Origin of the sequence: Pseudomonas sp. MWU12-3103b, assembly GCF_023100615.1 — a bacterium.
Lineage (GTDB): Bacteria > Pseudomonadota > Gammaproteobacteria > Pseudomonadales > Pseudomonadaceae > Aquipseudomonas > Aquipseudomonas putida_A.
The window spans coordinates 131,983-153,152 of sequence record NZ_JALMEY010000015.1 but is presented as its reverse complement, the minus strand read 5'-3'; the positions used below and the strand labels follow the sequence as shown (position 1 = coordinate 153,152).

Sequence of the window (21,170 nt, the reverse complement as noted above, 5' to 3'; positions counted from 1 at the left end):
TCGAATTCCTCACTGGGCAGCGAACTGCATTTCCGGTACGTGATCCGGGACGATCAGTTTACCAGCGGTTTTGGCGACGATTTCCTCGACGCTGACGCCAGGTGCGCGTTCCTTGAGGACAAAAGCGCCATTTTCGATTTCCAGATAGGCGAGGTCGGTCAGCACGCGCTTGATGCAGCCGGCGCCGGTCAGCGGCAGGCTGCACCTGGCCAACAGTTTGGACTCACCGTCCTTGGAGGCGTGGGTCATGATCACGATGATGTTGTCGGCGCCAGCCACCAGATCCATCGCGCCGCCCATGCCCTTGACCAGTTTGCCGGGAATCATCCACGAGGCGATGTTGCCTTCGACGTCGACTTCGAACGCGCCGAGCACGGTCAGGTCGACATGCCCGCCGCGAATCATCGCGAAGGATTCGGCGGAGTTGAAAATCGATGCGCCGATGCGCGCGGTGACGGTCTGTTTGCCGGCGTTGATCATGTCGGCATCGATGGTGTCTTCCGTCGGAAACGGACCCATGCCGAGCAGGCCGTTTTCCGATTGCAGCATGACTTCCATGCCGTCGGGAATGTAGTTGGCGACCAGGGTCGGAATGCCGATGCCGAGGTTCACGTAGTAGCCGTCCTGCATTTCGCGGGCGACGCGCTGAGCCATTTGTTCGCGGGTAAGTGCCATGTTTTTATTCTCCGTCAGCCTGGATTATTTGCGGATGGTGCGCTGTTCGATGCGCTTTTCGAACGTGCCGCAAATGACCCGGTCGACGTAGATGCCGGGGGTGTGGATCTGCGACGGATCCAGCTCGCCGGGCTCGACGATTTCTTCGACTTCGACCACGGTGATCTTGCCGGCGGTGGCCGCCAGCGGGTTGAAGTTCTGCGCGGTGTGACGGTAGATGACGTTACCGAAATGGTCGGCTTTCCAGCCTTTGACGATGGCGAAGTCGCCGGTGATGGACTCTTCCATCAGGTACTTGCGCCCGTTGAATTCACGCACTTCCTTGCCTTCGGCGACCGGGGTGCCGACGCCGGTGGCGGTGAAGAAGGCCGGGATGCCGGCGCCGCCTGCGCGCATTTTCTCGGCGAGGGTGCCTTGCGGGGTCAGGATGACTTCAATGTCGCCCTTGAGCAGTTGCTCTTCGAACAGTTTGTTTTCGCCGACGTAGGAGGCGATCACCTTGCTGATCTGGCGGTCGGTCAGCAGCACACCGAGGCCGAAACCGTCGACGCCGCAGTTGTTGGAAACCACGGTGAGGTCGCGGGTGCCCTTGCGCTTGATCTCGGCGATCAGGTTTTCCGGGATGCCGCACAGGCCGAAGCCGCCGGCGATCACGGTCATGCCGTCTTCAAGACCTGCCAGAGCTTCCTCGTAGGAACTCACGCGCTTGTCGAAACCTGCCATATGCACCTCTTTTATTGTTTGTCGGGCGGCTGGCTAGCCGAATGACTGGAGTGTCTCGCTGCAGAATATATTTGTTAAGTTGATTTTTAAGGTTGATTAATAGATAAAACTCAATAGTTGGCGCTATCCCTGTAGGAGCTGCCGAAGGCTGCGATCTTTTGATTTTGTTTTTAAAGATCAAGATCAAAAGATCGCAGCCTTCGGCAGCTCCTACAGTAGGTACGACGTTGAAACGGTAAGGTATCCAGTATGACCATCAAACAGATCCGCGCCTTCCTCGCCGTGGCCCAGAGCCTGAGCTTCGCCGTGGCCTGTGAGCGCCTGCACCTGTCGCAATCGGCACTGAGCCTGACCATCAAGGCGCTGGAAGAGGGGCTGGGTGGGCGGCTGTTCAGCCGCAACACGCGCAACGTGGCGCTGACTGCCGAGGGCGAATCGCTGCTGCCGCTGGCCCGGCGCCTGATCGCCGACTGGGACAACGCCGAAGACGAAATGCGCCAGCGCTTCAGCCTGCAACGCGGGCGGGTGACGCTGGCGGCGATGCCATCGTTTGCCGGCAACCTGCTGCCGCCGATCCTCAAGACCTTTCGCGCGCGCTATCCGAACGTCAACGTCACAGTCAACGACGTGATCAACGAGCAAGTGCTGGAAATGGTCCGCGACCGGCAGGTGGAGCTGGGCGTGGCGTTCGAGCCGATGCAGAACACCTCGCTGACGTTCACCCCGCTGTACATCGATCGCTTCGTCGCAGTGGTGCCGCAGGATTCCGCGCTGGCCGGGCGCACAGAGATCGACTGGCAGACCCTGCTGCAGGAACCGTTCATCACCCTGCAACGGCCGTCGACGGTGCGGGTGATGCTCGAAGAGCACTTGCAGGCCCGGGGCATGAAACTGCCGGTGGAATTCGAGAGTCATCAACTGGCAACCGTCGGGCGCATGGTCGCCAGTGGCCTGGGGGTGAGTGCGGTGCCAGCGTTGTGCGCCGAGCAGATGCTGGAGCTGGGCGCGCATTGCCTGACCTTGAATGATTCAGTGGAACGGGCGATTGGTGTGCTCACGGAGCCGGGCAATGAGCTGTCGGCAGCGGCGCAGGCACTGTTCGATATTCTCAAAGCCGAACATTGATCCTGTGGGAGCGGGCTTGCTCGCGAAGGCGGGGTATCAGTCGAGGAAAGTCTTGGCTGAAAGGGCGCTTTCGCGAGCAGGCTCGCTCCCACAGGGGAATCATCGGTTCAGGTGGTCAGGCGTTGCACCAGCAACGGCAGCAGCTGTTCGCATGATGCTTCGATCTTCAGATCCAGCAGGTCATCGGCGCGAGTCTTGCCCAGATTGATCGCCAGCAACGGCTTGCCCCGATCGGCGATCACCCGGCACAGACGAAACGCCGAATAGGCCATCAGCGACGAACCCACCACCAGCAATCCCGCGGCATTTTCTGCCGCTGCCATGGCCCGCGCCGCCGTCGGCTGCGCCACGTTCTCGCCGAAAAACACCACGTCCGGCTTCATCCGCTCACCGGCGCAATACGGGCACTGCGGTGTCTGGAAGCGTGCTTCGAAGGCCGGATCGAGCAGGGTATCGCCGTCCGGCGCCTGCACCGCATCGACCCCGGCCAGATACGGATTCTGCTCGACCATCCGCTGCTGAATGTCGTCACGCGCGCTGCGCTGGCCGCAATCCAGACATAACACCCAGTGCAGGCTGCCATGCAGTTCGATCACGTCCTGACTGCCAGCCTGATCATGCAGGGTGTCGACGTTCTGCGTGATCAAGGCGCTGATCAGACCCCGGCGTTGCAAATCGGCCAGCGCCTGATGCGCGGCATTGGGCCGCGCCTGACGCACCCGCGGCCAGCCAAGCATGGCCCGCGCCCAGTAGCGGCGACGGGATTCCGGAGCGGCGAGAAATTCCTGATACATCATCGGCTGCCGGCCCCGGCGTACACCCTCACTGTCGCGGTAATCCGGGATGCCCGACGGCGTGCTGATGCCCGCGCCGGTCAGCACCACAAAGCCGCCATCGGCCATGGCCTGGTGCAGGGTGTCGAGGTGTTCGCGGGTCGGGCTGTCGAGCATGGTCAGCACTCCGGGGAGGACGATGCCCGCAGGTTAGCATTAACCGTGTGGCGAGGGAGCTTGCTCCCGCTGGACTGCGCAGCAGGCCTGTTTTGGGCTTGCTTTGCAATCCGACGGGAGCAAGCTCCCTAGCCACAGGTGATAGCGGTGATTTATTTGCGCGCCTCTAGAATCAGATTGAACGGCGTCTGCGTCGCCCGGCGAAAATGCTTGAACCCGGCCTCGGCAAACACCTTGCGCAAGCGCATTTCACCGGCCTGCGCACCCAGCCCCAGGCCAACTTCCTGGGACAGCGAATTCGGCGTGCAGATAAAGGTCGAGGCCGCGTAAAACAGGCGTCCGACCGGGTTGATGTTGTCGTCCAGCGCATCATTGGCAAACGGCTCGACCAGCAGCACCGTGCCGTCCTTCTTCAATGATTCGAACGCATGCCGTGCGGCGCCGACCGGGTCGCCCATGTCGTGCAGGCAGTCGAAGTAACAGATCAGGTCATAGTCGTTGCCGGGGTAGCTTTTGGCGGTGTTCTGAAAGAATTTCGCCCGGTTGCTGACCCCACCTTCTTCGGCGCGCTGAGTGGCGACGCCGATCGACGGCGCGTGATAATCGAAACCGACGAAGCGCGAGTTGGGATACGCCTGGGCCATGATCACCGTCGAGGCGCCGTGGCCGCAGCCGATGTCGGCGACTTTGGCGCCTGCTTCGAGTTTGGCGACCACGCCGTCCAGCGCCGGCAGCCATTCAGCGATCAAGTGACCTTTGTAGCCGGGGCGAAAGAAGCGTTCGGTGCCGCTGAACATGCACGGATGGTGATCGCCCCAGGGCAGGGCGCCGTTGCCGCGCATAGCCTTGACCAGTTTGTCCTTGTCGTGGAAAAACGAGGCCACCACACCGAGTCCGCCGGCGACGTACACCGGCGAGTCTTCCACGGCCAGTGCCAGCGCCTGCTCTTCCGGCAACCGAAACTGGCCATCGTGATGCTCCATATAGCCGGACGCGACATGCGCGCTGAGCCATTCGCGTACCAGACGCGGGTTGCAGGTGGTTTTTTCGGCGAGGGCTTGCGGGGTGACCGGCTGACTGTCGGCCATCGCCCGGTACAGCCCGAGTTCTTCGCCAACGATGACGTTCGCCAGCATCGCGGCGCCGCCCATGTCGTTGACCAGTTTGCCCATGAAGGCGTTGAGTCGTGTTTCGTCCATCACGAGTGCTCCTGATACAGGATCACCGTCCGGTGGCAAAACGTTGTCGAGGCATGGGCCGCTGGGCGGTGGTCACAGAAGTGGGCAGGGCACAGCTGACGTCGTCCTGCAATCCCCCTCGACTGGGTAATGAATCAGTCTAGCCGGGCTGGGGCAAGATGCAGTGTTTGTGCTCCATGCAAATTCCAATGTGGGAGCGGCGGTACGAAGATTCGACTTGCTCGCGAACGCGGTGTGTCAGTCAATGCATCAGGGGCTGATACGCCGCTTTCGCGAGCAAGCCCGCTCCCACAGGTGATTGGTGTGGGGATCAGCGCAGGGGCAATTTCAACTCCGCGCACAGGCCTCCGCCCTCGCGGTTGCTCAGGGTCAGCGATCCGCCGAGGGCCATGGCCAGTTGCTGGGCGATGGCCAGGCCCAGGCCGGTGCCGCCGGTGCTACGGTTGCGCGAGTTTTCCACCCGGTAGAACGGCTGCATGACCTGTTGCAACTCGGCTTCGGCAATGCCTGGCCCGCGATCGAGGATTTTGATGCAAAGACCGTCGTCGATATCGACCTGCAACTGCGCGGCACCGGCGAATTTCAGTGCGTTGTCGGTCAGGTTCACCAGCACCCGGCGCAGGGCCTGGGGACGGGTATCGATCACCGCCGCGCTCTTGCCGCTCAGTTGCACGTCCTTGCCCATGTCCTGATAGTCGAACACCAGGCTGTCGAGGAACGAGTCGAGATCGGTGCGCCGGCTTTCCTCGGTCGAGCCGTGGATGCTGCGAGCGTACGCCACGCCTTCGCGCACCAGATGCTCCATTTCGCCGAGGTCGTTCCACAGTTTGTCTTTCTCGACCGAGTCGTCCATGAACTCTGCACGCAGCTTCATGCGGGTGATCGGGGTTTGCAGGTCATGGGAAATCGCTGCCAGCAGTTGCATGCGCTCCTTCAGATACGCGGCGATCCGCGCCTGCATCGCGTTGAAGGCCCGTGCGGCGTAGGCCACTTCGGTCGGGCCGTGTTCGTCGAGCATCACCGGGTGCGCGTTGGGGTCGAGGGATTCCACGGCATTGGCGAGGCGGGCGAGGGGGCGTATGGCAATGCGCACCGCCAGCCAGGTGCAGGCGATCAGCAGCGCCAGTTGCCCGAGCAATACCCCCGGCAGCCACGGCGACAGCGGCGGCATGGCCGGACGCACATCGATGGTCAACGGGCTGCCGTCGCTGAGGCGCAAATGGGCCTGGAAGTGTTTTTTCTCCGCGGGAAAACGGCTGAAGGACAGCGGACGGGCGCCGCCGATCGCACTGCTGATCGAGGTCGCGGCCACCGGTACCTCCTCGGCGTCGAGCGGGGCGCCGGGATCGCCGTCGTTCAACCGATAATCGTAGTTGGTGCGAGCCAGTCGTGGCAGCCAGGCAGGGCGTTCCTGCGCGGGCAAGCGGTCGAGGATTGCAACCGACGTCGAAACGTCGTTTTGCATATTGCTGAGCATGGTGCTTCTGGCGCTTTGGAAACGCTCGTAATACTGCGCGCCAAACGACAAGGCCTGGGCCAGGATCAGCCCGACCAGAAAGATCAGCGACAACCGCGAAGCCAGGGTGCGTGGCCAATGCAGCTTGAGGCTCATGCCGAGGCCCCGAGGATTTCCACCGGTAGCGAAAAAACATAACCCTCGCTGCGCACGGTTTTGATGTAGGCCGGCTCACGCGCATCATCAAGCAGGCGCTGGCGCAAACGGCTGACCAGCAGATCAATCGAGCGATCAAACAGATCGGCTTCGCGGCCCTGGGTCAGGTTGAGTAACTGATCACGGCTGAGCACCCGTTGTGGATGATCGAGGAACACCCGCAGCAAGCGGTATTCGGCACCACTGAGGGCGACCAGTGTGCCGTCATTGTCCAGCAGATGCCGGGCCGAGGTGTCCAGTTGCCAACGACCGAAGGCCAGCAGGCGACCGCTTTCGGTGACCACCAGATTCGGTGGCAGCATGCGCGTGCGCCGCAGCACCGCGTTGATCCGCGCCAGCAGTTCGCGGGCGGCGAACGGCTTGGTCAGGTAATCGTCGGCGCCCATTTCCAGGCCGATGATGCGGTCGGTTTCATCGTTGCGCGCCGTGAGCATCAGCACCGGCGTGGCCTTGTGTTTGCCCACGCGCAATTCGCGGCACAGCTGCAGGCCATCATCGCCGGGCATCATGATGTCGAGCACAATCAGGTCGACGGTGTTGGCTTCGAGAAAACTGCGCATTTGCCGACCATCGGCGACCACGGTGGTGCGCAGTCCGTTCTTCTTCAGGTAATTGCCGACCAGCTCGCGGATCTCGCGGTCGTCGTCGACGATGAGAATGTGATCGACATGTTCCATCGGTGCAGAACCTCTATCAAAGGGCAATGCCATGCAGTCTATCGAGCCTGCGCCGGCTTGCCTGCCCGGGTTTGTATTGCAGTGTATCTGGCGTAATGGCGGATACACACACATGCAAAAACGCGATTTTTTCAGGGTTTTGTATCGCTGTGTATCTCCGGGCGGTGGGGATACACAGTGATTGATAGCGGCCGTTTCCTGACACAGACGCGATACCTCGCGCGCCTCAAATAGGCTCCATCGAGGCCCACACAGTTTGCCTCGGCTCAACCCATACAAGCCTTGAGGAAACCACCATGACGCACAAAACCGTTGTCGCCGCCTGCCTGTTCGCCGCCCTGAACATCTGCACCCTGTCGGCCCGGGCCGAAGCCGATGTCAGCCCGCACACCTACAACTACGGCACGCACCTGGATATCCAGAAAGTGCTGTCGATGACCGAGGACAACGCGGTGACCTGCGGCATTATCGATGCGCGCATGACGTACCTGGATTCGGCCGGAAAAACCCAGGTGCTGGATTACCGCAAATTTGCCGATGGCTGTAACAACCAGAACTGAGTGCTCAGATGCATCGACAGTTACCGCCGCGCATATCAATGGCTCACAGGTCGCGCACCATGAGCCATTGCTCGTTGTCCCACGCGCGAAAGCGCTCCAGCACTGTCCAGCCGCGTTTGGCGTAGTAGTCCTGCTTGCTCTGGGTGTGCAGATAGAAACGCGCGAAGCCGCGCTGTTTCGCCGCCTGGCTGATGCCATCGATCAACCGCTCTGCCAGCCCCTGGCCACGAGCTTGCGGGCTGACAAACACGCACGCCAGCCAAGGGCCGAGATCCGGACGCAGGGCCAGATCCGCCCGGGCCAGCGCCGCACCGCCGAGCAGACGCTCGCCGTCCAGCGCAATCAGGCATGACCAGTCGCCATTGTTCTGGCCGGCAGCGAACTCGCGTTGCCATTCGGTCAAGGGTTGCTCGGCATATTCGTAGGCGAACTGGCGGTGGATCCACTCGGCGTAAGTGTCGCTGTGCTGCGGGTGATCGACGAGCCATTCAAGACGCAGGGACATGATGGAATCCATTCACGGAAGACGGGAAGGCATAAAAGCCGATTGCCCCATGCAATGGCAATCTCGGAGTGTCTCGAGGCCTTTACAAAAAACCGCCACTCATCGGCCCGGCCGTTGTTTTGCCGGCTCTTCGGACGATTGGCAGGGACGCCATCGACCCTCGGCGCGATAGTGGATGAGCAGGGCCACTGCCGACCCTGTCACTGATAAAAAGAACGCGAGGTTGCCATGCCGAAATTCGTGATTGAACGCGAGATTCCAGGGGCCGGAAAGCTGTCGCCGCAAGAACTCAAAGCCGTGTCGCAAACCTCCTGCCAGGTGTTGCGTGAACTCGGGCCACAGGTGCAGTGGCTGCAGAGTTACGTCACCGCCGACAAAATCTATTGCGTCTACATCGCCCCTGACGAAGAACAGGTGCGCGAGCACGCCAGGCTGGGTGGATTCCCGGCCGACAGCGTGGCGCGGGTGATGACGGTCATCGACCCGACCACGGCCGAATGAAGTCCATCTACCTGCTGCGGAGCACGATTGATGAGTACTCCCATTGATCTGACGGGTCTGAAAGAGCGCCAGAAAGTCGCCTGGGCCAGCGGTGATTACGCGGTGATCGGCACCACCTTGCAGATCGTCGGCGAAAACCTCGCCGAGGCCTGCGACCTGCACTGCGATGAGGAAGTGCTGGATGTCGCCGCCGGTAACGGTAATGCGACTCTGGCGGCGGCGCGACGTGGTTGTCAGGTGACCTCGACCGACTATGTGGCGGCGCTGCTGGAGCGTGGACAGGATCGGGCGCGGGCCGAGCATCTTGATGTGATTTTTCAGGTCGCCGATGCCGAAGCGTTGCCGTTCGCCGACGAGAGTTACGACGCGGTGCTGTCGACCTTCGGCGTGATGTTTGCCCCGGATCAGGCGACTGCCGCAGCGGAACTGGCGCGGGTCTGCCGAAGGGGCGGGCGCATCGGTCTGGCGAACTGGACGCCGGAAGGTTTCGTCGGCCAGATGTTCAAGGTTCTCGGTCGCCACGTGCCACCCCCCGCCGTGGCCCAACCGCCGTCGAACTGGGGCACTGAAGCGTGGTTGCACAGCCACTTCAATGAGCGCGAATTTCTGCTGCAGGTCACCCGCCGCACCTTCAATTTCCGCTATCGCTCGGCGGCGCACTTCATCGACATTTTCCGCCACTGGTACGGGCCGGTGCACAAGGCCTTTGCGGCATTGCCGCCGGAAAGCGGGCAGGCGCTGGAGAGTGATCTGGCGGATCTGCTGAACCGCTCGAACCGGGTGGGAGAGAAGTCGCTGGTGGTGCCGAGCGAGTATCTGGAGGTGGTCATTACCAAACGCTGAATGTTCAGAGCCATGCAAAACCCCGGTGGGAGCGGGCTTGCTCGCGAATGCGGTGGATCAGTAGACAGAATTATTGACTGGACAGACGCATTCGCGAGCAAGCCCGCTCCCACAGGTTTTAGGTGTGGCGATCAGGCCTATTTCAGGTGCGGCCGATCAAACCATTCCAGCGCCGTACGCCAGATGCAGATCCCCAGAAAGTACGCCGACGCCAGCAACCACAAACCCATCACCAGCGGATTGATCACCGGGTGATTAAGCACCAGCGACAGGCTGCACAGCAGCCAGATTGCCGTCACCGCGATGTTGATCGGCATGAACCGGCGTACCCGGAACGGGTGCAGGAACTTCATGCGGGTCACGGTCAGCAGCGCCAGACCGATGATGGTCAGAAAGGTGATCCACGGCCCCGGATTGATGATGTACAGGCACAGCGCGACCACGTTCCATGCGGCGGGGAAACCGACGAAATAGTTGTCCTTGCTCTTCATGTTGACGTTGCAGAAACAGAACAGCGACGACACCAGAATCAGCGATACGCTCAGCAGCAGGGTGTAGTCGGGCAGGGGAATGTAGCGATAGATGAACAGCGCCGGAATGAACACGTAGGTCAGGTAGTCGATCACCAGATCGAGGATCGAGCCGTCGAAACTCGGCAGCACCGACTGCACATTGACCTTACGCGCCAACGCCCCGTCGAGACCGTCGACGATCAATGCCACGCCCAGCCACATCAGGCAGTGAGTCGGCTGGTTCTCCAGCAGGGCGAGGGTCGCCAGAAAGGCTGTGACCACGCCGGTCGCGGTAAAACCATGGGCGCCCCATGCTTTGAGCCTGGCGATGTGTACGGTCGATATCACAGGGGCGTTCTCCAGAAAAATGAAGCATGCCGGGTATCACCCTTGGGCAAAGGGCGCCGGCAAACCGGGTCGGGGTTGCAGCTATCGACCGGTTTGGCCGGGATAAGGTTCACCACCTTTGAATCTTAGCTGCCCGCACAAAAAATACCTCGGCGAAATCTGCCAGCGTCAGCCAGACGGTGCTGGCGCGCCGGCGTCGGCAGTCTATTGTTGCCTGACGCATGTATTGCCAATGGCTGAGGACGAGATCATGAACACCAGCGATTTGCTCGAACAACTGCTGCGGGGCCAGGCCTCGGCGGGACAACAAGGTGCTGGTTCGGCCGGCGGTGGGCTGGGTGGGTTGGGCGGTTTGCTTGGCGGTCTGTTGGGCGGCGGCGCGAGTACAGGCGCCAGTGGCGCGCAGTCCGGTGGGCTGGGCGGTTTGGGTGGTTTGCTGGGTGGTTTACTTGGCGGCGGTGGCGGCGGTGGATTGGGCGGCGCGCTGGGTGGGGCACTCGGTGGCGGCGGAACACAAAGTCGTTCCGGCGGCACCAATTATGCGGCGCTGGCCTCATTGGGAATGATGGCGTTCCAGGCGTATCAGGCCTGGCAACGCAGTCAGGCCTCGGCGGCGCCACAACAGATTCCGCCAACCGCAAATCTGCTGGCCGGGCCCGAAGTCGAGGAGCACGGGCATGCTGTGCTGCGGGCGCTGATCGCGGCAGCCAAGGCTGATGGTGAGATCGATGACCGGGAACGGCAGATGATCGATGAAGAGATTGGCAAACACACCGACGATCCAGAATTGCAGCAATGGTTTAACGCTGAAGTTGCCAAACCGCTGGATGCGAACGAAGTAGCCGAGGCGGCCAACGGCGACCCGGCGACGGCAGCCGAAATGTACCTGGTCAGCGTGATCCTGGTGGACGATCAGCAAGACGCCGAACGCAACTACCTGGATGAACTGGCTGCCGCGCTTCAGATCGCCCCGCAGTTGCAGGTGCATCTGGAGGCTCAGGCCAAAGGTCGGGCCTGAAGCACCGTCAAAAATCGCGGTCTCGGGCAGCCCTTGCCGGGACCACGATGCTCCGTCCGTCAGGGCGATTTTCATGTTGATTGAATTTTTCTCCGTAGCGGTTGCTCTGCTGATGTAGAGGCGTGAAACAACGCCCTGACCGGCCAACCGAACGAGAACACTGACATGACTGCCCTGACCCCTCTGCAGGCGCCGAGCGCGCAGCAACAGCCCATCAATGCCGACGGCGATCTGCGGCGTATTTATGAGGCACTGCTGCTTGAGGATGCGCCTGAAACCCTCGCGCAGGATTTTCTCGCCGAGCAGTTGCAGCGTGCCGCGCTGTTGCCCGAAGAACTTCCGCAGGATCCGTCGGCGTGGCAAGGCTGGGTCGCCGAGCACTGCACAGAAGTTGCCCGGCAGTACGCCGATTACCTGCAACAGCGCCAGTCCGGCGGACCGCGTCAGTTCTTCAGCAACAAGGCTCACGCGTTGTACTTTCTGCAAGCGGTGGCGCCGACCAAACTGGTCGATGGCGCGTGGCTGTACGGTTTGTTGGCGCAGTGGCGCGACCCGCGTTTCGACGGGTTGCTGTGTACCTATCTGGAAGAATTGGGCGACGGCAATCCGGCGCAAAACCACGTAGTGATCTACCGCAAACTGCTCGCTGAGCACGGTTTGCAGGACGCCAGCGCGATTGCCGATGAACGCTACCTGCAAGGTGCACTGCAACTGGCGCTCGGTGCCTGTGGCGAAAGCATGTTGCCGGAGGTGATCGGCTACAACCTCGGCTACGAACAACTGCCGCTGCACTTGCTGATCAGCGCCTATGAACTCAGCGAGTTGGGCCTCGATCCGTACTACTTCACCCTCCACGTGACCATCGACAATGCCAGCACCGGTCATGCGCAAAAAGCCGTGCAGTCGGTGCTCGACCTGTTGCCGCTGGAAGCCGATCGCGACGAATTCCTGCGCCGGGTATCGCTAGGCTATCGACTCAACGACCTGGGGCAGGGCAGCCGCGCGATCATCGAAGGTTTTGACCTGGAGCAGGAAGTGCTGGCGATGCTCGAGCGCAAGCGCCCGTTCGGTCAGCACATGCATTCCGACTACTGTCGTTTCGAAGGCAAAACCGTCAATCAGTGGCTGGCGACTCCCGAGCAGCTACCGGGTTTCCTGCAGGCAATGCAGGACAAAGGCTGGATCAAACGCAACGAAGATCCGCAAGCCAGCCGTTTCTGGCAGCTGATCGACGGCGACGGGGCGGCGATGTTCGGCGTGTTCGGTCCGTATGAAAAGCAACTGCTGCACGACTGGATTGCCGGCGACTGGACGCCATCCGACCAACGCAAAGCGCCACGACGCAGCCGTCAGGTCGCCACACCGGACGCCGCCGTGCCCGAACACGATCCCGACGTACAACGCCTGACTTCTGCCCTGCAAGGTCAGGACGGACACGCACAAATGATGACGCTGATCCCATGGTTGTCACCGGCCCGCCATGCCCACCCGGCGGGGCTGCTGGCGACACGTCGCTTCATCGAACTCAAATCCAGTCTGCGCTAAGGAAATCTCCATGAATCAGGAAGAACAACTGTCCGCCAACGACCTGACGCTGCTGCAACTCGGCCGGCGCTTGCAGGCCGACGGCTACCGTTTCATCACGCCAACGCCCTTGACCCATCAGCGGGTCAATCAGCGTGACGAAGGGCAGGTCGCCGATACCCTGCGCGACGTCTTCGGCTGGTCGCGGCCGTTCGAACCTGGCTTGCTGTCCGCCGATGAACAGCGGCAGTTGCAGGATGCGCAAGTGATTGACGTCTACGACGGCCGTTTGAAGAGCCGGGTGCGCTGGTCGAGTCTGGATGACTTGTTGTTCGTGCATTCGGGCTTCCCAACCGATGCCGCCGATTCGGTGTTTTTCGGCCCGGACACCTATCGTTTCGCGAACCTGATTCACGCGCATCTGCAACAGAGCTTCGCGCCGATTCAGCGTGCGGTGGACATTGGCTGCGGTGCCGGCGTCGGCGCGATTGTGATTGCCAGCGCACGGCGTGAAGCGCAGGTGCTGGCGGTCGACATCAATCCCGCCGCGCTGCGCCTGACCGCGATCAACGCGGCATTGGCCGAAGTCGCGAATGTCGAGGTCCAGGCCAGTGATGTGCTGCAGGGCACCGAAGGCAACTTCGACCTGATCGTCGCCAACCCGCCGTACATGGCAGATCCGGCCGGGCGTGCTTATCGGCATGGCGGTGGCTCGCTCGGCGCCGGCCTGTCGCTGCGCATCGTCGAGCAGGCGCTCAATCGGCTGGCACCCGGTGGCTCCTTGTTGCTGTACACCGGCGTGGCGATGGTCGATGGCCGCGATCCGTTTTTCGACACCGTGGTGCCGCGCCTGGATTCGACGCGATTCGGCTGGACCTATCGCGAGCTGGATCCCGACGTATTCGGTGAAGAGTTGTTGAACCCCGGTTACCAGCGCGTAGACCGGATCGCCGTGGTCGCGCTGACCGTGACCCGCATTGGCTGACACAAGGCAGGTGCGCCATGACCAGGAACCTTGACGACTACAATCGCATGCGCGACTTTTCCGCGACGTCGGAACCCGCCGCGGTCAAACGCCGAGGCCGCAGCAAGGCCACTGAGCATGCGCTGCAGTTCTGCATCCAGAAGCACGACGCTTCGCACCTGCATTACGACTTTCGCCTCGAACTTGATGGCGCACTGAAGAGCTGGGCGGTGCCCAAGGGCCCGTCGCTCGATCCCAAAGTCAAGCGTCTGGCGGTGCACGTTGAAGACCATCCGCTGGATTACGCGACGTTCGAGGGCAGCATTCCCGAAGGGCATTACGGCGCCGGAGATGTAATCGTCTGGGATCGTGGTGTGTGGATTCCGCAGGAGGATCCAGCCAAGGCCTACGCCAAGGGCAAACTCAAGTTCGAACTGCAAGGCGAAAAGCTCTCCGGGATCTGGAACCTGGTGCGCACGCACATGCCGGGCAAGAAGGAAAACTGGTTTCTGATCAAACATCAGGACAGTGCGGCGCGCCCGCAGGACGACTACGATGTGCTCAGCGCCGAGCCGGACAGCGTGCTCAGTGAGCGCACCCTGATCAGCAAACCTAAGCTCGCCGCCGAGCAAGCCAGGCCCGTGAAAAAGGCCCCGGCGAAACCGCGCAAAGCGGCATCCGGGACGCTCACCGGAGCGCGCAAGGCCAAACTGCCGGCCCAGCTCAAACCGGAACTGGCGACTCTGGTCGACAGCGCACCCGAAGGGCAGTGGAGCTACGAGATCAAGTTCGACGGCTACCGGATCATGGCGCGCATCGATCACGACCAGGTGCAACTGTTCACCCGCAACGGTCACGACTGGACGCACAAACTGCCGCAACAGGCGCAAGCCCTGGCCGAGTTGGGGCTGGAATCGGCGTGGCTGGACGGCGAAGTGGTGGTCACCAATGAACACGGTGTGCCGGACTTTCAGGCGCTGCAAAACGCCTTCGAAGCCGGGCGCAGCGGCAGCATCATGTACTACCTGTTCGACATGCCGTACCTCAACGGCGTCGACCTGCGCGAAGTGCCGGTCGAGGAGCGTCGCGCGGCGTTGTCCACGGTACTCGGCGGGCATGAGCAGCCGTTGCTGCGCTTCTCCGAAGCCTTCGATGAAACGGCGGACGCATTGCTCAACAGCGCCTGTCAGATGCAGATGGAGGGGCTGATCGGCAAACGCCTCGGCTCGCCCTACGTGTCGCGGCGCAGCAGTGACTGGATCAAGCTCAAGTGCAAGCATCGGCAGGAATTCGTGGTCGTCGGCTATACCGATCCGAAAGGTGCGCGCAATGCCTTCGGCGCTTTGCTGCTGGGCCTGCATGATCGCGACAGCGGCGAGTTGCGCTACGCCGGCAAGGTCGGCACCGGGTTCAACGAGACCACGTTGAAAAGCATCCTCGCCCAGCTCAAGCCGTTGCAGGTGAAAAAGGCTGCCGTGGTCAACCCGCCAAGCGGCTTCGACGCCAAAGGCGTGCACTGGCTCAAACCCAATCTGCTGGCAGAAGTGGCGTTCGCCGAAATGACCAAGGATGGCTCGGTACGCCACGCCGTGTTCCATGGTCTGCGCAATGACAAACCGGCCAGGTCGATTACCGAGGAGCGCGCGAAACCCGTGAAGACTTCAGCGAAAGCCACCCCGTCGAAAAAAACTGCCTCGTCGAAGAAAGCTGCAGAATCAAAGAAAGCTGCTGAGCCGAAGAAAGCCGAACCGGCGCCGTCCCAGCTGGGGCTGGCCAGCGGCAAAGTGCGCATCACTCACCCCGATCGGGTGATCGATGCGGTCAGCGGCACCACCAAGATGCAACTGGCCGAGTATTACGCCAGCGTTGCCGAGTGGATTCTGCCGCAGCTCAAGGATCGCCCGGTTGCGCTGGTGCGGGCGCCGGACGGCATTGCCGGCGAACTGTTCTTTCAGAAAAACGCCGAGCGTCTGGCGATTCCCGGCATCACCACACTGGACAAGGACGTCACCGGGCAACCGGTGATGCTGATCAACAATGCCGAAGCCTTGATCGGCGCAGTGCAGATGAGCACGGTCGAATTGCATACCTGGAACGCCACCACCGTCGATCTGGACAAGCCTGACCGTTTCGTCCTCGATCTCGACCCGGATCCCGCGCTGCCGTGGAAAAGCATGGTCGAAGCCACTGCGCTGACCCTCACCGTGCTGGATGAACTGGGGCTCAAGGCGTTTCTCAAGACCAGCGGCGGCAAAGGCATTCACCTAGTGGTGCCGTTGACCCGCAAGCATGGCTGGGACGAGGTCAAGGATTTCAGCCATGCGATCGTCAGTCACATGGCCAAGCTGTTGCCGGAACGCTTTTCCGCGGTGTCCGGGCCGAAAAATCGTGTCGGTCGGATCTTCATCGACTACCTGCGTAACGGCCTGGGCGCCACCACCATTTGTGCCTACGCGGCGCGCACCCGTGAGGGACTGCCGGTGTCGGTACCGCTGTTTCGCGAAGAAGTGGGGGAGATCAAGGGTGGCAACCAGTGGAACATCAGCAATGTCCATGAGCGTCTGAACGAAATCGGCGATGAGCCGTGGGCCGACATGAACAAAACCCGCCAGAGCATCACCGCCGAGATGCGCAAGCGGGTTGGCATGAAAAAATGATCAGGTGTCGCGCAGCAAGTCGTGGGCGTTGAGCAGCTCGAAGGCGATTTCGGGGTGGTTGTTCAAGCCCCGACGAATCGCGGCCGGGATTGACTTGCGGGTCTTGCGGCACAGTCCCGGCAGCGCCTCGATCTGAATCTCGATGCCGAGCATGCTGCGTACCTCATGAAACCCCGGAGCGACCTCCACACGCAGGCCCAACTGCTCGTGCATGCGCTGTTGCAGATGCCGCAAATCCGCGAGGTCTTTGAGTTGTTCCAGTCGGGCGAGGAGGATTTTTTCCTGCTCGCGGGTCAGGCGCAGAATGCGCAGATCCGTGCCCGGCGCTTCCAGCAACGCGTCGCGCCCGCAATCGCAGGCGCCGGGCGGGCAGGGTGAGCGCAAAGGCGCAGCAGGCGCAAGAGTCGTCATGGCCTCCATCATAGAGGCCGTCAGACGGTTTTGCCTATGCGCCCTCAGCTGCCGTCCATCGGCCGCTGCGTCTCTGGCAACTACTGATTCAGGCCTTCGTAATGCACCAGAATCGCGTTGGCGAGGTCTTCATCGCTGGCATTGAGGCCGGGGTTGTCGTGCCGCACCTGTTGCAGTACCGACTCCAGATAAACCCCACGGATGGCCCCGCCGCTGGCGACGAACGCTGACAGGTCGTCGCGCGCCGGGATCACCATTTTGTGATCCTTGAAGGTCGAGTACAGCGACGCGGAAACGCCCGCCGAGGTGGCGACATCGCCGGCGTCGACACGGGCCAGCGCCGAGCCGACAGGGAGGCAGAGCAGGAGAGAAGAAATGAGCACTAACTTGCGCATGACAATGTTCCTCCACAAGCGCGAAGCAAAAAGGAAGGACTACATAATCTCAGAGGTGCGACCTTTGCCGGAGTTCCGTTCGAACACGCGGATACTTGCTGAAACGCTCTGAAGCGGCACATCTGCACAAATAAGCTTAACTGAAATCCTGAAAGGCGCATTCCGGCGCGCCTCAGGGGAGGAACCCACCGTGTCGATCAAATTGCGTTTGCTGCTGCTGATTGCCACCAGTCTGTTGACGGCGCTGATCGTGAGTCTGGTCAGCTATGTGGGGAATACGCGCATGTCCGCAGCGGTGAACGACAACGCGGTGAGCATGACCGCGCTGCGCAATCACATGGAAGCCGACATGATGCACGATGCGCTGCGAGCCGACGTGTATTCGGCAATGCTGGTCGGCTTGGGCAAAAGCACCGGCACGGCCGCAGAGGTGCGGGACTCGATCAACGAGCACGCCACGCATTTTCGCGAAGTGCTGGATGAAAACCTCAAATTGCCGGTCAATCCCACGATCAGGGCCGCTCTGGAACACGTCAAGCCCAGCCTGGATACCTACATTGCGGCGGCCGAGCGGATCGTCGGCCTGGCACTGGACAACCCGGACAGCGCGCAACGGGAGCTGGGCACGTTCAATGCGGCCTTCAGTCAGCTCGAAGAGCAGATGGCGGCCCTCAGCGAACTGATCGAAAGCAACACCCGTGACACCAGCCAGGCCACCGAAAGCGCCATTCGCAACGCCAACATCGCCCTCGGCGCAGTATTGCTCGCCAGTCTGCTGCTGTTATTGGCGCAAGGGCGTTGGGTGACCCGCAGCATCATGGGGCCGCTGAAATCCGCCAACCAGATCGCGCAAAGCATTGCCCACGGCAACCTCAGCGAACCGATCAGCGAGCCGACCGGCAAGGACGAGGCCAGTACGCTGATCCGCAGCCTGGCGACCATGCAGCGCGACCTGCGCAACATGATCGACGTCGTTCGGCGCAACGCCCATGGCGTCAGCGGCATGAGCGAGCAGTTGAGCCACGGCTGCCATCAGGTCGCTGACAGCAGTCAGCAGCAAAGCGCCGCGGCCGGCACCATGGCCGCTGCCGCCAGCCAGATGACCGCCAGTATCGAGGAAATCACCCGTCATGCCGAACGCGCGCTGGGCATGGCCAATCAGGCCGAGTCGCTGGCCAAGAGCGGCGGGCAGGTGATCCATCAGGTGGTCAGCGACATGGACGACATTGCCCGCTCGGCGCAACAGTCGGCGCAGGTGATCCGGACGCTGGATCAGGAATCCGAAGGCATCTTCAACATCATTCAGGTGATCAAGAGCATCGCCGACCAGACCAACCTGCTGGCACTCAACGCCGCCATCGAGGCAGCGCGGGCCGGCGAGCAGGGCCGTGGCTTCGCGGTAGTTGCCGACGAAGTGCGCAGCCTGGCGGCACGCACCAGTGCCTCAACCCAGGAAATCGCTGCGATGGTCGCACGCATCCAGCACAGCACCCGCGAGGCGGTCAGTAGCATGGAGGCCGGCGTGGCCCAGGTCGACAAGGGCATGGCGGTCACGGCCGAAGTCGAACGGGCGATTCGCGAAATCCTCGACGCCACTCTCAGCACCACGCAACTGGTCAACGACATCACTCGCACCATCGGCGAGCAAAGCCAGGCCAGCAACGAAATCGCCCATCAGGTGGAAATGATCGCCGGGATGTCCGAGGGCAACAGTAAAGTGATCGGGCAGACGGCCAATACCACCGATGAACTGTCGAGTCTGGCGGGGGCGTTGGCGTTGTCGGTGGATCGGTTTCGGTTGTAGCGCCGCCATCGCGAGAGCAGCCCATTCCCTGTAGGAGTGAGCCTGCTCGCGATGGAGCCAGCCCAGCCACCACAGGTTTCTGAATCATGTTCAGCCCAAACCGGCCGATAACGCCCAGAGCGGAAAAAGACTCTCAAGTCGGGAACAGACGCGCGGGTTTGCCCTGACGTGATATTCTTCGCGCCAACTTGGTTTGACCTTATTCGGTTTGCCTGCCTTTGGGGCGGGCTGACGGAATCCCTGTCGCTCAAGTAGCTGAAGCCAATAATGATAAGAAGTCAGTTCAGAAGGGACATTAACTGAGGTCGATGCGGTACGTCGGCCTTGTGTGCCCACCCGTCAAAATTGAAGTGTGCCGGAATCTGCGACGCGAGCCTGAGCGTCATCAAAGCGGATCGCATACAGATAACAGCGGCGGGCGGAAGGCGTTTTATCATAGGTGCAACGGATGTTTAAGAAAGTGAACACAGCCTTGCTCGGGCTGGCTTTGGCGATGGGGATGTCGTCCGCCAATGCTGCAGAAGCAAAGAAAGTCGACGTTCTGCTGATCGGCGGCGGCATCATGAGCACCACCCTGGGTGTGTGGATCAATGAGCTGGAGCCAAGCTGGTCGATGGAAATGGTCGAGCGCCTCGATGGCGTCGCCCTGGAAAGCTCCAACGGCTGGAACAACGCCGGTACCGGTCACTCGGCCTTGGCTGAGCTGAACTACACCCCGGAAGACGACAAAGGCAACGTGACGATCCCGAAAGCGGTCGAGATCAACGAAGCGTTCCAGGTGTCCCGTCAGTTCTGGGCCTGGCAGGTTCAGCAAGGCGTTCTGAAGAACCCTCGCTCGTTCATCAACACCACGCCGCACATGAGCTTCGTGTGGGGCGATGACAACATCAAGTTCCTGAAAAAGCGCTACGAAGCCCTGCAAGCGAGCCCGCTGTTCGCCGGCATGCAGTACTCCGAAGACCCGGCTGTGATCAAGAAGTGGGTCCCGCTGATGATGGAAGGGCGTGACCCGAACCAGAAAATCGCGGCCACCTGGAGCCCGCTGGGTACCGACATGAACTTCGGCGAAATCACCCGCCAGTTCGCCGGTTACCTGCAGACCAAGCCTAACTTCGACCTGAAGCTGTCGAGTGAAGTCGAAGACATCACCAAGAACGCCGACGGCACCTGGCGCGTCAGCTACAAAAACCTGAAAGACGGCACCAAAACCGAAACCGACGCCAAGTTCGTGTTCATCGGCGCTGGTGGCGGCGCTCTGCACCTGCTGCAGAAGTCGGGCATTCCTGAAGCCAAGGAATACGCTGGCTTCCCGGTTGGCGGCTCGTTCCTGGTGACCGATAACCCGGCCATCGCCGAGCAGCACCTGGCCAAGGCCTACGGTAAAGCTTCGGTTGGCGCACCGCCGATGTCGGTTCCGCACCTGGACACCCGTGTTCTGGACGGCAAGCGCGTCATCCTGTTTGGCCCATTCGCGACCTTCAGCACCAAGTTCCTCAAAGAAGGCTCGTACCTGGACCTGCTGACCAGCACCACCACCCACAACATCTGGCCAATGACCAAGGTCGGCATCAAGGAATACCCGCTGGTCGAGTACCTGGCCGGTCAACTGATGCTGTCGGATGAAGACCGTCTGAACGCGCTGAAGGAATACTTCCCGAACGCCAAAGCCGAAGACTGGCGCCTGTGGCAAGCCGGCCAGCGCGTGCAAATCATCAAGCGTGATGAAGCCGCTGGCGGCGTGCTGAAACTGGGTACCGAAATCGTTGCTGCACAAGACGGCTCCATCGCCGGCCTGCTGGGCGCATCGCCAGGCGCGTCGACCGCTGCACCGATCATGCTGAGCGTGCTGCAGAAAGTCTTCAAAGACAAAGTCGCCACCCCTGAATGGCAAGCCAAGCTGCACCAGATCGTTCCAAGCTACGGCACCCAGCTGAACAACGATCCGGCCAAAGTGGCACAAGAGTGGGCGTACACCGCCAAGATCCTCGAACTGCCAACTCCACCGGTGATCGGTCAGGCTGCTGCCCCGGCTGCACCTGCAGCTGAAAAAGCTGAAGCACCGAAGGAAAATGCTGCACGTGACATGGCGCTGTAACTAGACGCCTGA

Annotated in this window: 20 protein-coding genes; 10 read left to right on the top strand and 10 right to left on the bottom strand. The window is 61.4% G+C overall.

The window, feature by feature from the left end; translation table 11 throughout:
* Positions 1-9: 9 nt before the first annotated feature.
* Together M0808_RS22305 and M0808_RS22300 are read right to left on the bottom strand one after the other, a co-directional pair.
* Complete coding sequence (locus M0808_RS22305; RefSeq protein ID WP_027611653.1) at positions 10-675, bottom strand: CoA transferase subunit B; 666 nt, start codon at positions 673-675, stop codon at positions 10-12.
* A 24-nt stretch (positions 676-699) separates the two neighbouring features.
* On the bottom strand, positions 700-1,398 hold the full coding sequence (locus tag M0808_RS22300) for a CoA transferase subunit A (protein WP_003226174.1): 699 nt from the start codon (positions 1,396-1,398) through the stop codon (positions 700-702).
* Between the two features lie 249 nt (positions 1,399-1,647).
* Between M0808_RS22300 and M0808_RS22295 the strand changes: the two genes are divergently transcribed.
* A complete protein-coding gene (locus M0808_RS22295; RefSeq protein WP_096796496.1) occupies positions 1,648-2,523 on the top strand; it encodes a LysR family transcriptional regulator in 876 nt (291 codons plus the stop codon).
* 107 nt (positions 2,524-2,630) lie between these two features.
* Here M0808_RS22295 and M0808_RS22290 read toward each other — a convergent pair whose 3' ends face one another.
* The 4 genes from M0808_RS22290 to M0808_RS22275 all read right to left on the bottom strand — a co-directional run bounded on the left by M0808_RS22290 (position 2,631) and on the right by M0808_RS22275 (position 7,021).
* Positions 2,631-3,473, bottom strand: coding sequence for an NAD-dependent protein deacetylase (locus M0808_RS22290; RefSeq protein ID WP_247842444.1), 843 nt, complete (start codon positions 3,471-3,473; stop codon positions 2,631-2,633).
* A gap of 152 nt (positions 3,474-3,625) precedes the next feature.
* On the bottom strand, positions 3,626-4,672 hold the full coding sequence (locus tag M0808_RS22285) for a class I SAM-dependent methyltransferase (protein WP_247842443.1): 1,047 nt from the start codon (positions 4,670-4,672) through the stop codon (positions 3,626-3,628).
* A 310-nt stretch (positions 4,673-4,982) separates the two neighbouring features.
* Complete coding sequence (locus tag M0808_RS22280) at positions 4,983-6,284, bottom strand: HAMP domain-containing sensor histidine kinase (RefSeq protein WP_098964522.1); 1,302 nt, start codon at positions 6,282-6,284, stop codon at positions 4,983-4,985.
* Positions 6,281-7,021 carry a response regulator gene (locus M0808_RS22275; RefSeq protein WP_027611658.1) on the bottom strand — a complete coding sequence of 247 codons (741 nt, stop codon included), beginning with the start codon at positions 7,019-7,021 and terminating at the stop codon, positions 6,281-6,283. The genes M0808_RS22280 and M0808_RS22275 overlap by 4 nt, the downstream gene beginning before the upstream one ends.
* 296 nt (positions 7,022-7,317) lie before the next feature.
* Here M0808_RS22275 and M0808_RS22270 point away from each other — a divergent pair, with 296 nt between their 5' ends.
* Positions 7,318-7,581: a DUF2790 domain-containing protein gene (locus M0808_RS22270; RefSeq protein ID WP_247842442.1), complete on the top strand. Its 264-nt coding sequence runs from the start codon at positions 7,318-7,320 to the stop codon at positions 7,579-7,581.
* A gap of 43 nt (positions 7,582-7,624) precedes the next feature.
* Here the strand turns inward: M0808_RS22270 and M0808_RS22265 are convergent, their stop codons facing one another.
* A complete protein-coding gene (locus M0808_RS22265) occupies positions 7,625-8,086 on the bottom strand; it encodes a GNAT family N-acetyltransferase (protein ID WP_247842441.1) in 462 nt (153 codons plus the stop codon).
* Between the two features lie 228 nt (positions 8,087-8,314).
* Here M0808_RS22265 and M0808_RS22260 point away from each other — a divergent pair, with 228 nt between their 5' ends.
* A complete protein-coding gene (locus M0808_RS22260; RefSeq protein WP_247842440.1) occupies positions 8,315-8,587 on the top strand; it encodes a DUF4242 domain-containing protein in 273 nt (90 codons plus the stop codon).
* 30 nt (positions 8,588-8,617) lie between these two features.
* Positions 8,618-9,430, top strand: a complete 813-nt coding sequence (locus tag M0808_RS22255; RefSeq protein ID WP_097088834.1) for a class I SAM-dependent methyltransferase — start codon at positions 8,618-8,620, stop codon at positions 9,428-9,430.
* 137 nt (positions 9,431-9,567) lie between these two features.
* Here M0808_RS22255 and pcsA read toward each other — a convergent pair whose 3' ends face one another.
* The gene (gene pcsA, locus M0808_RS22250) at positions 9,568-10,290 is read right to left on the bottom strand and encodes a phosphatidylcholine synthase (protein ID WP_247842439.1); all 723 of its coding nucleotides are present in this window, start codon (positions 10,288-10,290) and stop codon (positions 9,568-9,570) included.
* A gap of 250 nt (positions 10,291-10,540) precedes the next feature.
* Here pcsA and M0808_RS22245 point away from each other — a divergent pair, with 250 nt between their 5' ends.
* The 4 genes from M0808_RS22245 to ligD all read left to right on the top strand — a co-directional run bounded on the left by M0808_RS22245 (position 10,541) and on the right by ligD (position 16,453).
* Positions 10,541-11,308 (top strand): tellurite resistance TerB family protein, encoded by a 768-nt coding sequence (locus M0808_RS22245; RefSeq protein WP_247842438.1) that lies wholly within the window; start codon positions 10,541-10,543, stop codon positions 11,306-11,308.
* 165 nt (positions 11,309-11,473) lie between these two features.
* Positions 11,474-12,853 carry an iron-containing redox enzyme family protein gene (locus M0808_RS22240; RefSeq protein ID WP_247842437.1) on the top strand — a complete coding sequence of 460 codons (1,380 nt, stop codon included), beginning with the start codon at positions 11,474-11,476 and terminating at the stop codon, positions 12,851-12,853.
* 10 nt (positions 12,854-12,863) lie between these two features.
* A complete protein-coding gene (locus tag M0808_RS22235; protein WP_247842436.1) occupies positions 12,864-13,817 on the top strand; it encodes a class I SAM-dependent methyltransferase in 954 nt (317 codons plus the stop codon).
* Between the two features lie 17 nt (positions 13,818-13,834).
* Complete coding sequence (ligD, locus tag M0808_RS22230) at positions 13,835-16,453, top strand: DNA ligase D (protein ID WP_247842435.1); 2,619 nt, start codon at positions 13,835-13,837, stop codon at positions 16,451-16,453.
* Here the strand turns inward: ligD and M0808_RS22225 are convergent, their stop codons facing one another.
* Together M0808_RS22225 and M0808_RS22220 are read right to left on the bottom strand one after the other, a co-directional pair.
* A complete protein-coding gene (locus M0808_RS22225) occupies positions 16,454-16,864 on the bottom strand; it encodes a hypothetical protein (RefSeq protein ID WP_247842434.1) in 411 nt (136 codons plus the stop codon).
* Between the two features lie 80 nt (positions 16,865-16,944).
* Positions 16,945-17,259, bottom strand: coding sequence for a DUF2388 domain-containing protein (locus M0808_RS22220; RefSeq protein WP_007962425.1), 315 nt, complete (start codon positions 17,257-17,259; stop codon positions 16,945-16,947).
* A 190-nt stretch (positions 17,260-17,449) separates the two neighbouring features.
* Here M0808_RS22220 and M0808_RS22215 point away from each other — a divergent pair, with 190 nt between their 5' ends.
* Positions 17,450-19,063: a methyl-accepting chemotaxis protein gene (locus M0808_RS22215; RefSeq protein WP_247842433.1), complete on the top strand. Its 1,614-nt coding sequence runs from the start codon at positions 17,450-17,452 to the stop codon at positions 19,061-19,063.
* A gap of 448 nt (positions 19,064-19,511) precedes the next feature.
* On the top strand, positions 19,512-21,158 hold the full coding sequence (mqo, locus tag M0808_RS22210) for a malate dehydrogenase (quinone) (RefSeq protein WP_007962427.1): 1,647 nt from the start codon (positions 19,512-19,514) through the stop codon (positions 21,156-21,158).
* Positions 21,159-21,170: the final 12 nt, after the last annotated feature.